We start from the raw sequence: 15,302 nt of genomic DNA on the forward strand, positions 1-15,302 counted from the left end.
AGGTTATATACAACATGAATAAACGATTTTTATCTACAACACTTGCACTAACAATTGGATTTAGCTCATTCGGAATGGTTCAAACAGCGATTCAGCCAATCCAAGTAGAGGCAGCTACAACAAATGCACAAAACAACGCTCAGGCGGTTGCTGCTAAAGCCGATCAATTGATTAAAACTGGTAAAAGCTTAATGGGTCAAGCCACTTATAGTAATACGGTTTACAAGCCTACATATCCATATAAATTTTCTTGTGCTTCATTTTTAATGTATATCTTCGAGAAAAATGGTGTAGATCTTGGGACGTATAATGAAAACTATATGATTCAACAAGGCACATATGTAGCGCGAAACCAGTTACAAAAAGGTGATTTACTATTCTTTAAGAGTAAAAAAACAGGAACTGATCCCGATCATGTTGGTATGTATATCGGTGACAACAAAATAATCCACATGGCTGATTCCAAGCAAAATATTGTGATCTCTGATTTAAATAGCAAACCTTATTATACTCAAAACTACGTATCAGCTAGACGTGTATTACCTACCCTTCTATCTGCCAATCCTGCAACAAAAGGCGATAAAATTGTAGAGAATGCACTAACTTATAAAAATAAAGTAACGATTAGTAATTCAACGAATGAATCAAGTCTACGTTTTACAGCTCCAGCATTTGTTGATTTCGTCTATCGTAAAAGTGGTGTGACACTTGGCGCCAAATCTTTAAAAGATTTAATGAACCAAGGATCAACAGTATCACGTGCAAACTTGAAAAAGGGTGATTTAGTATTCTTTAATAGTGTAAAAGGTTCAAAAACACCTTCCATTGTTGGAATTTATGCAGGTGATCACCGTATCATCATCCCTAATTCAGATGGCGTGATGACAAGAGTTTTATTGGTTGATTACTATAAAGCACACTACATTACAGCTAAACGGTTTTTCTGATGCCACAGCATCTACTCCCTCAGTAAATGCACCTTCAGCTAGTACGTCAGCCGACAAGATTATTGCGACAGCTTCAGGTTTAACGAGCAAAGCAAAATTTGGTTATATGTACAATGAAAGTGCACTAACATTTACAAGTGCGGGATTTACGTATTATGTATTTAAAAAGAACGGTATTGATTTAAAAAATAAACTTGCAAGCAAACAGGCATTAGTTGGCACACGTGTGCAAAAAGCTCAGCTTCAAAAAGGTGATTTGTTGTTCTTCTCTACCAATAATAGTGGGCAAGAAATCACGCAAACGGGGATCTATTTAGGGAGTAACCAATATATTAGTATGACAAATAATAATGTTGTCAAACAAAATTTAAGCTCAGCTTGGGCTCAAAAGAATTTTGTAACAGCTCGACGCGTTTTAAAATAAACAAAAATATAAATAGTAGGGTGTCTCAAATAATGGAGACACCCTTTTTATTAGGATAAGTTTTTAAGATTATTCGCAAATTCAATCATGGATCGACTCGACATCGGCCCTTTTATTAAGACAATTGTGTCCGCGTCAAGCTTTGGTTTCAATAATTCTAAAACACCTATTACATCTTTAAACGTATGAACTTCTGCTTTGGTTCCATCTTTTTGCGCCTGGTCAGCAATCGCCTCTGCCCTTTTGCCGATCGTAATTAATGTATCAATTTTTCTGACAGCCACCTTGGAACCGATTTCCCGATGATATTTTTCTTCAAAATTACCTAATCGCTTAATATCCCCTAACACAAGAATGACTTTTTTCTCTTTTCCTACTGTATCTAATACTTTCAGGGCTGCTTCCACAGATGTTGGATTATTCGTCCACGTATCGTCAATAATCGTACTGTTACCAATGCCTGTCGAAAATTCTAAATGTCTCGCCATTGGTTTAAAAGTTCTTAACCCTGAAATGGCTTGACGTATGGAAAGTCCCATTTCACTACAGGCTGCAATAGCCGCTAACGCATTATATACTTGGTGCTCGCCGTAACCAGGCACAAACACATTGTACTTCGTATCTGCTACTTCTAGCACAAACTTCATGCCTGTTTGGGCAAATTGTATAGCCGAAGCTTTGTAATCAGCTGAATCCTGTAAGCCAAATCTAATAATTTTCCCCTTAAATCTTTGTAAAGAAATTTTTTTGATGTTAGCATCGTCTGCGTTAATTATTAATGTACCATCAGCTTGAATTCCTTCTACTATCTCTGCTTTCGCTTTAATATAGCCTTCAAGATTGAGACAGCCATCTAAATGATGAACGCCAATATTCGTAATAATGCCAATGGTCGGCTGATAGATCATGCATTGGTGCTTAATGTTGCCTGTATTCCCCAAGCCTAATTCAAATATTGCCGCCTGTGTTTTGTCATCGACGCCCGTCAAATAGGGTAATGATTGTCTTGGCTCATTTTTACTGCTAACGGATGCTTGCACTTGCCAATGCTTACTAGCAATATGTTTCAGCATCTCTTTCGTCGTCGTTTTACCACAGGTTCCTGTCAATGCCACAACCGGAATTTGAAAAAGACTACGATAATATTCGATAAATGTCCAGTTTGCCTGCGCAACGCTTTTCACTTGTAAAACCGTTGTATTGGCTAGTGCATTTTTTAATTCAGTAGCTGGTTTATCAGATATGACAAGGGATGGCCCTTTACGATCAATCTCTTGCCAGTTAATTTTATCACTTCGACTAACAAACATGAGTGTATGGCTTTGAGTTAAATCATGTCGATTATAATAGATAGCATGCTGAACAGACCATTGATCTGATCCGTGGATAACTTTCCCCTGAAGTACGCTCCTAAGTTTTTGCACACTAATGGGTTGCAAGTGTACTACGCCTCCTCTCTTTATCAATCTTGTATAGACCTATTAATTCTCTTGATCACGGGTGCTATATTCTGATCAATTACTATACCTTATTAAAGCGTCTATCTATATGGCACAGTCAATATCCTATGAATGAAGAAGTGAACTATTCAGTGGGAGGTAAAGGTTTAAGCTTAAGCTCAGCTGCTAATTTCGAAATCTCTTTACTATACATGTCACCCTTAATTAAGATAATCGTATTTTCATCTACAATCTTCTGCAATAATGGATAAACAAGCGTACTATTTTTATAGCTATAAACAGGAGCGTTAAACCCTAAATTCACCGCATGATCAGCCATAATCTGTGCATGCCCTCCAACGGTTATCAGCACATCCACGCCAATCCGTTGGATTAATTCACCCGCTTGCTCATGTATTACATAGCCCCACGCACCTAAATCGGTAATGGTGCCAATGACAGCAATCTTTTTCTTGCCATCTCCGAGCTCATTCAATACTTTCAAGGCTGCCTCTAAGGAAGTTGTAGTAATACTCCATGTATCATCTAAAAGCATAGAATGGTTGATGCCCTCAAAGAGTTGTAGTTGTTTTTTCAATTGACGGAAAGTTTGGAGTTGTGTGGCTGAAACTGGGATAGGTATGCCTATTTCGTAGGCCGCTGCGATGGCAGCAAGGGCATTGTACACTTGATGTTGACCAAATCCCGGTACAAGTATGTCATAACTTTTACTATTATGTTGCAACTCAAATTTCATACCTTTTTGATAGTATTGGATATGGCTCGCTCGAAAGTGACAAGAATCATGCATACCCACCTTCACCAAGCGCCCATGGAATTTAGAGATATCTAGCTTTTGAGTATTTACGTCTTCAGCATTTATGATTAAAGTTCCTCTAGGTTGAATGACATCCAACATTTCTCCCTTCGCCTGAATATAACCTTCAAGCGTCTTACAATAATTTAAATGATGGGCGCCAATATTCGTAATAATCCCAATGGTCGGCTTAAAATACTTCCCAGCATTCGTGACATCTCCCGGTGAGCCAACAGCTGTTTCAAATACAGCTGCCTCGGTATCTTCCTCAATATTCAGTAGGTATTGCAATGATGCCGTTCTTGAATTACTACTTAATGTCGTTGCCGTCACTTGCCGATCAGCAGAAAGAATATGTTTAATCATCTCTTTCGTCGTTGTTTTGCCTGACGTACCTGTAATCGCAACGATCGGAATATGAAACTGGTTGCGATAAAAATGGACAAACTTCCAATAAGCCTCATTTGCATTCGCAACCTGTATGAAGATGACCTGGGTTGGAATGTCATTTGGCCTATATGCTCTGTCGGTCACTATTACAAGAGGAGAAAGTGGCTCAAGACTTTTCCAATTAACAATACGTTTACTTGTAAAAAGGGCCGTATTGGGCTTTTTCACTTGTTTTAATCGATAAGCACCATGCTGTATCAGCAATTCCTCAGATCCTTGTATTAAATAGCCCGCCGTAATCATTGCTAAATTCTTCACCGAAAGAGGCTTCATACTTTTCTCCCTCCTTTCTTTTCTAGTATATGTAACCTCTTAAAAGTTGCTTGGATGTATACAAGATACATAACTAGAAGAAATCTATTTCGTTGCATATATATAAAGGTGATTAAGTATCTAAGTACCAATAGAAGGAGTGATATACCTGAAAGCAATTATATTTATCGGTACAAACAAATCCGGGTCTAGTCGTGAAGCAACAAGAGCAGCAGAAAGATTAGGCTATTTCACAGTACTTTTCACCAATAATGAAAAACAACTTCAGCAGCGACGATCTTACCCCGATATCCATAAAATGATACTCATTGATACTTTGAATATAGAGAGAATGAAAGAGGAAATTGATAAACTAGGGAAAACCGGATTAGAGATTAAAAGTATCGTTAGTTTTGTTGATCCATTTGTCCATGTTGCTTCGATGCTATGTGATGAATTTTGTCATAACTATACATCCTCCTCCGCAATTGAAATTATGGAGGATAAAGAAAAAACTAGAAATCACTTGAAAGACCAACCATATTCGCCAAAATTTTCGCTCATGAAGCCCAATGAACTTATTGCTAAAAATTGGACATTTCCACTCATCGTGAAATCACCAAAATCCACCGGCTCCAAAGATGTACTATTAGCAACGGATGCAGACCAACTTCATAACCACCTCAAGTCATTACGCAGTAAAAACCCCTATGAGACAATTATGATTGAAGAATATTTGGAAGGCCCGCAATACTTAGTGGAGGCTGTCGTGTATCAACGACAACCACATGTAATTGGCATTATTGAGCAGGAAATTACACAAGGGAAACGGTTTATCATTACAGGTTATGGTGTACTAGTAAAAGCTCCTTTAGATATCCAAAAAGGCATTGAGGAAGTTCTTCAGTCTATCGTCAAGGCTTTTGATATAGAAAATGGCGCTCTCCATTTAGAGCTCCGTTTGACACAAAACGGCTGGAAACTTATCGAGATTAACCCAAGAATTTCTGGAGGTGCCATGAACAATATGCTCCACGCGGCTTTCGGATTTAGTTTAGTAGAAGAAACACTGAAGCTTCTGCTTGGCGAAAAGCCTAACCTTCAACCAAGACATAAAAAGTTTGTCTACACAAAATATGTCATTGTGGAAAGCAAAGGGATTTTAGAAAAGGTTATTGGCAAAACAAAAGCGACAAATTCAACTGGCGTTGTTGAGGTTTATGTAAAACCACGGAAAGGTACATTATTAACCCCTCCTTTATCGATGGGCCACCGTTATGCTTATGTCATTGCACAAGGTGCAACCTTATCAGAAGCTCGGAATCATGCAACAAATGCCGCCAAAGAGATCAAGTTTATTTTGAGAGTATGAAAAAAACCCCCGAATAATTGCCGCTTGCCAGTGGACAGTTACTCGGGTTTTTTTATTTTTTCAGTAGATGAGCTATTAATTGATTATTCTTTAAACGTTTGGTCCAAATATTTCACCGTATCAAACATATTGGTTTTACTAGCACCCTTCACGAGAATGGTATCATGAGGTTTTATGAGTTTCTCTAGCAGTGTATGCAAGGCATCTTTATTAATAAAATGGTGTACTCTGGATGGGTCCATGCCCATCTCGATCGCGGCATTGCTCATTTCATCTGTCCTAAATCCATAGGTGATGAATTCATCAATACCTACCTCATAAATATACTCCCCAACCTTCCGATATTCTTCTTCTCTCAATACCCCAAGCTCACGCATTTGTCCAATAATCGCCACTTTTCGTTCCTTGGCAATATTCGTCAGTACATCAATAGCAGCTCGGACTCCTTGTGGATGGGAGTGAACCGTATCATCAATGACCGTAATATCATCACGTAAGTTATAAATCGTTAATCGTCTTGGTGGCTTTTTAAAGTTGAGCCCCGCCTGGATATCCAATGGACTAAACCCTAAATAATCAGCTACTGCCACTGCATTTAGGGCATTATAAACATGATGCTCCCCTAAAATAGGAATATACAATTCTATTTCTTGCCCATGTAGCTTCATTTTAAAGGACATGCCAATATCTTTATACTGAAGATCATACGCTCGGTAATCCGCATCACTTTTAATGCCTACAGTTAATATTTTTCCTTTAAATTGTTGTGTTTCTAAATAGCTTGAATTATCATCATCTTTATTCAAAATGAGTAACCCTTGCTGGTCCATCCCATGAATCAATTCCGATTTCGCCTTCGCAACACCTCTTACATCCCCATCAAAGTTTCCAACGTGGGCCAAACCAATATTCGTTACAATACTAATATTCGGTTGGATAATGCTACAGTGGTTCGTAATAATACCTGGGTAGGCCATACCGTACTCTAACACGACAGCTTGGTGAGAATCATTGATCTCTTCCTTATGCTTTTTTGTATGCTCTGTCGTATTCCAATAATCTTTCGATTCAAAAACATTCCATTTTTTCGATAAAATCGAACCGACAAATGCCTTGGTTGTTGTTTTTCCTGCACTGCCAGTGATCGCAATAATCGGTAGGCTCTTTTTCGCCTCAACTTGCTTGCTTTTTTGTTGTACAATATTCTTTTTTACACGCTTTTGATTTTTTGCGAGATACATCGCATAGCGGATGGAATTAATCACGACATCTAATTCTAAATAAAAAGCAGGAGGACAACCTGGGCGCCAATTAACCTCGTACATCCAAATTTTTTGTTGCTGATCTAAACCGACATCAATGCCAATTTCATCGATAACTTCCCCGAACTTCTCCATTTGTATTTCATCTAGATGATGTGCAAGGGCTAACGAAAAATGCTCAAGCATTCGCCGAATGTTGTAAGCCTCTTCCTTGAATTCTTGCTCTAAAAATGGATCTAAATAATTGGTAAAGCCTCCATTATTAATATTCGGAATGATAGAGCCATTTGGGGCAATTCGCGGATAGACAGTCGTAACCACCCATTTACCTTCACCATTTTTTTGTACATGCAGACGGAAATCATATACTTGGCCAGACTTTGTCATTGATTGAATATAGGGCTGCATAATAAAGGGCCCAGACGCAAGCTGCTCTTTTAATAAGGTATCTAATTGGGGCTTCGAATAGGTTGTATTAGTACTATCCTTTCTCACCTCAAAATGCTTTGTTCCTGCCTTTGTAATAAAATAAATTCCTTTCCCTTTTCGTCCATCAATCGGCTTAAACACAACCTTTTTATAATAATTCATGAAATTATGAAATACATCGACATCCTTTACAATTTCAGAAGGGATCAAATATTGTTCAAATTCCTGCGCTTCCTTTAATCGCTTCATAACATTCCATTTATTCCCTATTGAATACGTCGTAAATGGAATCTCTTCTTTTAAACGATCAATAATCTCCTTTGACACAGATAATTTCTCAGGGCTCCCCGCATTATAAATAACATCTGGAAAGGGCATTGTTTTTTCCTGCCATTGCCCATTCTCATAAACTTTTGCCTGAATAGAACGTTTCGCAAAATCAACACTTTTAGGTGTAAAATAAAAGAATTGTGCCCCTTCCGCCTTTGCAACTGCTGCATAAGCATAAGACTTGAGGACTGTCGTCGGATCAAGTCGATGATGCAGCATACCAATAATCGTCATAGCTAAACTTCCTTTCATTAGATTCTCTCTCTATTACATTCACTTTCAATCTCTTACATATAGACAGTTGCTCTAGCACTACTAGTTTAATTGGATGCTACCATTTAGGCTCAATGATAAATTTCCCTTTCAGCATATCTGGCTTTAAGAGCTGGATTGCGGAAATACTACTAAATTCAATGGATTTTTCTGTACTTGTTTTTTCTAATCTCACCACATCCGCAATGGAATTTGTATCGTTCCCCTCATAATCAAAAGCGCGTAACAATGACACCGTGCCACGACATCGATCTTTATCGACATCCTCTATACGGAAATACTCCGTTTCAAACTGCTTAACCGTATCCATTAACCTTAAATGAGCGCCACTATTGGTAATTAAAAAAAATGGTATTGTATCACTCCCGACTATTTTTACAAGCAGCTGTCCGAAATATTTAGAATGAAAATCCATCATAATATCCTGAAGATCCTTCAAATCGCATAAAGCTTCGCATAAGAAGTGATTTCTTTTTTTCTCACTATTCAAATTGTAGCCCCCTTTCTAGTCTGAATAAGTATCTTGGTCCCAGTAAGTAGCCTTCTCGTTATAATATGTAGCGATAAGTAATATGACGACTTTTTCACAAAGAAACTAAAAAAACCTCTACCAAACGAAATGAATGGTTAGAGGTTCTCAGAATCTAATTATTTTACGAAGCACGCCAGCAGATCTTGTATATCATATTGTTCTAAGGCATCTATTGTGTAGTGACCTGTAGCAAATGGTAATTGCTTGGTGATGGTATTAGGAATGACTACTGTATGAAGTCCCGCCGCCACAGCAGCTCGTGCTCCATTCGGTGAATCCTCAATAGCTACCGCTTCATTTGCACATACACCCAATTGCTCCAGTGCCTGTAAATACAACTCAGGATGAGGCTTAACATTTGTCACCGTATCAGCCGTACAGTAACAATCGAAGAATGCTCGTAAACCCAGTTTATCTACATACTGATCAATCCATTGACGACTTGAACTACTAGCAAGACCAATTTGTAAACCCGCTTCCTTTGCTTGCTGCAATAGATTTAAAATACCAGGTCTAATGACTTCCACTTCCATTAGCTCTGCATGTTTTTGTTGAATGGATGTACGAAATCCCTCAACATCCAATTCCACTTGATGATGTGTCACTAAATATGTATAAGGATTAAAAGCTTGTAGATTTGTACCCAGGCATTTAGCATATGTTTCTAATGATAATTCCACCCCATAGCATGCATATGCATCCTTAAAAACTGTATACCAAGCTGTTTCCGTATCAATAATCGTACCATCAAAATCAAAAATAAGAGCTTTCATGAAAATCCTCCTTAGGTAATCTGCTATTCCTGCATGTTATCCGTCACTTCTGCATTGCTATCGATCTCTCTACCATTTCGATCTCCTTGATTTAACAAAATAACACCGCCTATAATGAGGGCGATCCCCAGCGCAGAGTAAAGGTTAAAGATATCGTTCCAAATCACAATGCCTACAATGACCGTCAGGGCGGTGCCGACACCTGACCATATGGCATAGGCTAGGCTTAGGGGCAAGGTTTTCAAGCATAGTGATAAGCTATAGAATGATATCCCATAGCCAAGAGCTACTGCCACAGAAGGTCCTAAGACAGTAAAGCCATCCGAAAGCTTCAGCATGGTTGTCGCAAAAACCTCACTGATAATCGAGAGTGTTAAAAATAAATAGCCTTTCATCGTGTTAGCCTCCTAATGACCACCCGCAAGATTGAGCACCACGACACCCATAATAATGCAAAGAATCCCTAGTATCTTCTTGCGATTGAATATTTCCTTATACAGGACAACGCCCACAATGGCTGTTAGTGCAGTGCCTAATCCTGCCCATATGGCATAGGCAGTACCGATGGGTATGATTTTTAAGGTTACAGCCAAACAATAAAAAGCGGTTCCATAGCCAACCACCACACCGAAAGATGGCCAAATACGAGAGAAACCTTCCGTGCGCTTTAGCATAGAGCTTGCGAAAACTTCGGCTACAATGGCGATGAATAAAAAACTAAAAGCTGTCATTTTATGAAAATCCTTTCTTTGTTGCTGTGTTTATACGCTACGATGATTTTCCTCTTCATCCTCGACATACTCTAATATATCTCCCGGCTGGCAGCCTAAAGCCTTACAGATGGCGTTTAAAGTAGAGAAACGCACGGCTCTTACCTTGCCCGTTTTTAAATTTGAGAGATTGACAATAGAAACATCAACCTTCTCAGCAAGCTCACTCAGCTGCATTTTACGATCCGCTAGCATCCGATCTAAGCGAATAATTATAGTCATATATTTTCACTTCCTAAGCTGTTGCATCATATTCATCTTGGAGAAACGCACCGTAACGGAAAATACGTGCCATGGTCCAAATCACCAAACCACATAGTAATAGTGTCCAATTAATGCCTGTGAAATGATAGCTGATCCCTGCGATGAAATCAGTCTTTACGAACAGTGACTCAAGCTTAAATTGTTGCATCATTAGATAGACGATATATGTCCGGAATGCGCTCACAGTCAAGCTCAACACTATCACACAATACGCAATTCTTTCTATTTTTTTACTATTAGCTAGTGAAAATATGATACCTTTTGATAGATTACTTAAAATATTCCTTACTTGGACAACAATTAAAAATAAAATAGCTATGTATATTGTAGCAGTTAATAGTAATTTCACGACATCTATTTTCGTGTAATGAATATCCTTCACAACCTGCTCGGACAACAACATTTCCAATCCTTCAAAATGGAAGGAAGCCGTCATACTTGCCTTAGCTAACCAATGATTTACTTCATCCTCTGACACAACCATCGCTCCAACAAAAAAAATGGCCATTAGCGTCATGCCAAAAATCATAAGAACCAGGATGATCGTGAAAATGGTACGAAGCCCCTTTGTCAACAATTGAAATTCTTTTCTTTGAATCGTTTGCTTCATTGTAAGCATCCCCTTTCTCTATTTTATTATACAGCACATTTTATCTTTATCAAAAATAATTTAATGTTTATCATTAAAATTTTATTGATAAAAATAAAACCCTCAGCATAAAAATGCTGGAGGGTCATGATAGCTTATTGGAGTAGTCCAGCATTAAGTAAATAGGCTCTTGCAACCTCTTCGGCTAGCTTTCCTTCTACATTCACTTGAAAATTCATTTCACGCATTTCATCGTCCGTGATTTGATCAGCCAGTTTATTTAATGCTTTTTCTATCTCCGGATATTTGGTCAGCGTCTCTTTCCGTAGTAACGGTGCTCCTTGGTAAGGTGGAAACAGTGCTTGATCATCCTTTAATACATGGAGCTTGTACTGACGAATTTCACTATCCGTTGAATAAGCATCGAGTAAGTTGATAGCACCCGATTCGATTGCTTGATAGCGAAGCTTTGGTTCCATCGTTTTAATGGAGGGAAGTGCAATACCATAGCGTTTTTGAATCCCCACATATCCATCTTCACGGTCATTAAATTCTAGTGTAAAACCTGCTTTAACAGCCTGTTCTATTGGTTTAAGGTCCGAAATCGTTTGTAGTTGATACGTCTCAGCCAAATCCTTCGATACTGCTAACGCATACGTATTGTTATAGCTCATCGGGCTAAGCATAACCATATCAAATTGCTTTAACAGACCATCTCTCGCCTGACGGTAGACATCTGCTTGGTTATTGTTGATCGCTTCTTGTTTTAAAAACTCCGAGATGGCCGTGCCTGTAAATTCTGGGTAAATATCAATACTGCCAGATTTCAACGCATTAAATACAAATGAGGTTTTACCAAGCCCTGGTTTTAATTGCACCGTTAAGTCGGTTTCCTGCTCAATCAATAATTTATACATATTGATGAGAATCTCAGGCTCCGCCCCAAGCTTTCCAGCTATCACTATTTCAGCGTGATCTTTGCCATTTAGCAGCGGAATGAAGATCATCATCAAAGCAGCTATACTAACGAGACCTATGGCTGTTAATGTTTTTCTAAATGACAGCGATTCGAGCTTTTTGAGCAATACATCGAAGATCAGTGCTAAAATTGCTGCTGGTACAGCCCCTAAAAGAATAAGCGCAGTATTATTGCGATCAATTCCTAGTAAAATGATATCCCCTAAACCACCTGCTCCAATTAATGCAGCTAATGTGGCTGTCCCAACAATTAACACCATGGCTGTTCGAATACCTGCCATAATAACAGGCAAGGCAAGGGGCAATTCAACTTTCAATAAACGTTTAGGCATATTCATCCCCATTGCCAATGCCGCCTCCTTCAACGAAGGATCCACTTCTTTAATGCCTGTATAGGTATTTCGGAGAATCGGTAAAAGTGCATAGACCACTAAGGCAATAATTGCGGGAACTTTGCCAATACCGAATAGTGGAATTAATAAGCCGAGTAATGCTAGCGATGGAATCGTTTGTAGGACTGCACTAATGCCAATAATACTTTCTGCTATTTTCTTTTTATTGGTTAAATAGATACCTAGAGGAATGGCAATGATGACAGCAAAAAATAGGGCTATGAAGGAGATTTGTATATGTTCTAGTAATGCTGCCAGAAGCTGTTCCTTTCGTTCCTGAAACATTTCCACAACATTAGTCATGTGCATGACCTCTTTCTTTGAAATCCTCTGCCAAATACTGCAGTATAGTCGCTCGCGTCACCATACCAATAATTTTTCCATCTTCTTCTACGCCTAAAACGTTATGCTGTGTAAATTTTTGAAGAATGTTCGTGAGAGGCTCATTGACAAAAATGGTATCCCTAAGCTCACTTGTAGTAACGATTGGTTGCATGATAGCCTGAATATCAAACCTATTGTTTACGGCATTAATCCCTATAAACTGTTGGACAAAATCATTCACAGGGTTTTGTACAATCTCTTGTGGAGCGCCAATTTGGACAATTTCTCCATCTTTCATGACACATAGTCGATCCCCAAGTTTCAGTGCCTCCTGCATATCATGTGAGACAAAGACGATGGTTTTTTGGATCGTACGTTGCATCTCTAGTAAATCATCCTGTAGCTTTGTACGGCTGATAGGATCTAATGCACTGAAAGGTTCATCCATTAATATAATTTCTGGATCAGCTGCTAAGGCTCGAATGACGCCCACTCTTTGCTGCTCACCCCCAGATAACTCCTTTGGTTTGCGCTGACGATATTTTTCCGGCTCAAGCCCCACCAACTCTAATAGCTCCTCCACACGCTTTTGGATTTTCGTTTTACTCCATTTTTTTAACTCTGGTACAATTGCAATATTTTCTTCAATCGTCATATGTGGAAAAAGAGCAATTTGTTGTAATACATAGCCAATACTCCAGCGTAACTCGTGAATATTATAATCACTAATCTTTTTCCCATTTATCCAAATGGTTCCCTCTGTTAATGGAATTAATCGGTTGATCATCTTTAATAAAGTAGTTTTGCCACATCCACTAGGGCCGATAATAACAAAAAATTCACCTTTTTTAATCTCTACGTTTAAAGCTTTGACAGCCACATGGTCGTTGCTATACTTTTTTGAGACATTATCAAATGTTATCATCTGCCATCTCCTTATCATTCACTAATAAAATGTTGAACTCTTGTATTTCTATATATTTCACAAACAAAAGTCATTCCAAACATTTGTAGTAAGGATAGGTGTTTCATTCCGTTCCAAATTCTTCGATTTTTGACACAAACGTTAATAAGTTATCTTTAAGATTCATAATAGCATTTTAATTCCAATTATGCTTGACTATACCAATCTATAAATTGACCGTCAATTGCTAGTTATGAGAAGATTAAAAAAAAGCAATTGAGAGGTAGTGAGGTATGAGCAATCACTTTCAATTTATGCCTATTAGCAAACTAGCTGATAAGTTTCCAGAAGACTCTTGGTGGGCAAACCATTACACGGATTTTAGTGATGATGATCTTGCTGCGTACTATGAGGGCGATTTGAAGCTTCCTTTTCTTGATTTGGATTGGGACATTCCTTTTCCACAGCAAAACAATGTGATAATTATTTTTATAAATGGACATTTAACGGTAGACAATCTTTACAATGCAGAAACAGATGGTGCGATAGGACTTATGGTGATGGGCAATTTGACGGCTAAAAATATAGCTGTAGGTGGTCAGGAAATCTATGTACACGGGCATCTGACTGTCGAGGATATTTTGTGCGGCTCCTATAATCATGGGGAAACAATTGTCAATGGCAATCTTCAGGCAACAACATTAGTTCAAGATGACGAGTATCGCTTCAACGTAAATGGACAGAAGTCACTACAATGTATCGTCAACGTTTGGCACGGAGATGGTGTTTTTCAGGAACTCCCCATCCGTATACAAGATGTGTTAATTGACGAGGTTTTTTGGGATGTGGATGACGATGAAGAAGATATTGGGTTTTCATTCGTCACACTGGTAAGTATTCTTAAAGAAGGACGTTCCGCACTTACTAATTTACAAGGAGTCCCCCAATTAACGAAGGCAACGCATGTATATTTTACACGCAATCATATCGATGCGGAAAATATTTTAAAGCTAACTGAGTGTATTCTTATGACCGGAGACAAGCCTTGTTTTGATTTTGAGGAACAAGGTGTGCATTTCACTGTTCAACGAGCGCATATCGATGCTGACGGAGACAAAACCAATGATAGTATTTATATGAAAACTTCACAGTATCATTATTTTATTTGGCTCAATGAGGATCAATCCATTTCTCTATTGAGGAAAACATTAGATGAAGGAGACGAATGGTGGGACATTACAGAATTATCACAGGAGCATTTAGTGGATATTCAGCATCACTGGATCATGTTGTTAACTTGTATAAATGTTGCAACCCTTTATTTGTCCAAGATCGAGGTGCAGTATGTAGAACGTATTTTACAACATCCGGAAATTCAAGGGCTTGACGAGGACAACGATGGCTTCTGGGACGGTTCTAAATATTATAGTTTTCGTCATGCCTATACAGATGACGATGGTGATTTTATCCATGCTCGTATTGAAATTCTGACCCCTGATGAAGCGTATTATTTTTATACACTAGAAAATCCATCCTATGTTTCTCGGCACTATCAACCACCTAACCATTTTGGTCGTCAAGAGATAGCTTATTTGAACACTAGACACTGGGAGGCTTCCGAACAATATTTTGAGAGATTTAAACAATTTATGTCTCAAAATTTTAAGATGGACAGCCCAGCGAAATAACAAGGAACTAATTGGCGCTGATGACGTTCTATTAATGATGAAATCTATTTAATTAGACAACTCTTTATTTCTTTTTCACTCTTTGTCATAATA

General features: G+C 38.4%; 15 protein-coding genes. 4 read left to right on the forward strand and 11 right to left on the reverse strand.

All coding sequences use genetic code 11. The annotated features are described in order from the left end of the window. Positions 1 to 14: 14 nt before the first annotated feature. Positions 15 to 947 (forward strand): C40 family peptidase, encoded by a 933-nt coding sequence (locus tag AO843_RS04735; protein WP_231630069.1) that lies wholly within the window; start codon positions 15 to 17, stop codon positions 945 to 947. Next, positions 901 to 1,371, forward strand: a complete 471-nt coding sequence (locus AO843_RS25030; protein ID WP_231630070.1) for a C40 family peptidase — start codon at positions 901 to 903, stop codon at positions 1,369 to 1,371. Before AO843_RS04735 ends, AO843_RS25030 begins: the two co-directional genes overlap by 47 nt. A 50-nt stretch (positions 1,372 to 1,421) precedes the next feature. On the opposite strand, the gene murF is transcribed toward AO843_RS25030, so the two are convergent. Together murF and AO843_RS04745 are read right to left on the reverse strand one after the other, a co-directional pair. Next, positions 1,422 to 2,810: a UDP-N-acetylmuramoyl-tripeptide--D-alanyl-D-alanine ligase gene (gene murF / locus AO843_RS04740; RefSeq protein WP_054610010.1), complete on the reverse strand. Its 1,389-nt coding sequence runs from the start codon at positions 2,808 to 2,810 to the stop codon at positions 1,422 to 1,424. A gap of 145 nt (positions 2,811 to 2,955) precedes the next feature. After that, positions 2,956 to 4,350: a Mur ligase family protein gene (locus tag AO843_RS04745; protein ID WP_054610011.1), complete on the reverse strand. Its 1,395-nt coding sequence runs from the start codon at positions 4,348 to 4,350 to the stop codon at positions 2,956 to 2,958. A 139-nt stretch (positions 4,351 to 4,489) separates the two neighbouring features. Here AO843_RS04745 and AO843_RS04750 point away from each other — a divergent pair, with 139 nt between their 5' ends. Continuing rightward, positions 4,490 to 5,701 carry an ATP-grasp domain-containing protein gene (locus AO843_RS04750; RefSeq protein WP_054610012.1) on the forward strand — a complete coding sequence of 404 codons (1,212 nt, stop codon included), beginning with the start codon at positions 4,490 to 4,492 and terminating at the stop codon, positions 5,699 to 5,701. Positions 5,702 to 5,784: 83 nt separating this feature from the next. Here the strand turns inward: AO843_RS04750 and AO843_RS23915 are convergent, their stop codons facing one another. The 9 genes from AO843_RS23915 to AO843_RS04795 form a co-directional block, all read right to left on the reverse strand. After that, positions 5,785 to 7,974: a YheC/YheD family protein gene (locus tag AO843_RS23915; protein ID WP_082389389.1), complete on the reverse strand. Its 2,190-nt coding sequence runs from the start codon at positions 7,972 to 7,974 to the stop codon at positions 5,785 to 5,787. A 79-nt stretch (positions 7,975 to 8,053) separates the two neighbouring features. Then, entirely contained in the window at positions 8,054 to 8,485 is a 432-nt protein-coding gene (locus tag AO843_RS04760) for a CotY/CotZ family spore coat protein (protein WP_054610013.1), read from the reverse strand. Positions 8,486 to 8,643: 158 nt separating this feature from the next. Then, entirely contained in the window at positions 8,644 to 9,300 is a 657-nt protein-coding gene (locus tag AO843_RS04765; protein WP_054610014.1) for an HAD family hydrolase, read from the reverse strand. Positions 9,301 to 9,323: 23 nt separating this feature from the next. Next, on the reverse strand, positions 9,324 to 9,695 hold the full coding sequence (locus tag AO843_RS04770) for a DMT family transporter (protein WP_054610015.1): 372 nt from the start codon (positions 9,693 to 9,695) through the stop codon (positions 9,324 to 9,326). Between the two features lie 12 nt (positions 9,696 to 9,707). Then, positions 9,708 to 10,031 (reverse strand): DMT family transporter, encoded by a 324-nt coding sequence (locus AO843_RS04775; RefSeq protein WP_054610016.1) that lies wholly within the window; start codon positions 10,029 to 10,031, stop codon positions 9,708 to 9,710. Between the two features lie 30 nt (positions 10,032 to 10,061). Next, a complete protein-coding gene (locus AO843_RS04780) occupies positions 10,062 to 10,292 on the reverse strand; it encodes a helix-turn-helix domain-containing protein (RefSeq protein WP_054610017.1) in 231 nt (76 codons plus the stop codon). 13 nt (positions 10,293 to 10,305) lie between these two features. Then, entirely contained in the window at positions 10,306 to 10,944 is a 639-nt protein-coding gene (locus AO843_RS04785) for a DUF2975 domain-containing protein (RefSeq protein WP_054610018.1), read from the reverse strand. 134 nt (positions 10,945 to 11,078) lie between these two features. Then, positions 11,079 to 12,596 (reverse strand): ABC transporter permease/substrate-binding protein, encoded by a 1,518-nt coding sequence (locus tag AO843_RS04790; protein ID WP_054610019.1) that lies wholly within the window; start codon positions 12,594 to 12,596, stop codon positions 11,079 to 11,081. Further along, positions 12,589 to 13,542, reverse strand: a complete 954-nt coding sequence (locus AO843_RS04795) for an ABC transporter ATP-binding protein (protein WP_054610020.1) — start codon at positions 13,540 to 13,542, stop codon at positions 12,589 to 12,591. Before AO843_RS04795 ends, AO843_RS04790 begins: the two co-directional genes overlap by 8 nt. Before the next feature lie 272 nt (positions 13,543 to 13,814). On the opposite strand from AO843_RS04795, the gene AO843_RS04800 reads away from it, so the two are divergent. Further along, a complete protein-coding gene (locus tag AO843_RS04800; protein WP_054610021.1) occupies positions 13,815 to 15,209 on the forward strand; it encodes a hypothetical protein in 1,395 nt (464 codons plus the stop codon). Positions 15,210 to 15,302 lie beyond the last annotated feature (93 nt).

It is taken from the genome of Lysinibacillus sp. ZYM-1 (assembly GCF_001308875.1).
In the GTDB taxonomy this organism is placed as follows: Bacteria; Bacillota; Bacilli; order Bacillales_A; family Planococcaceae; genus Lysinibacillus.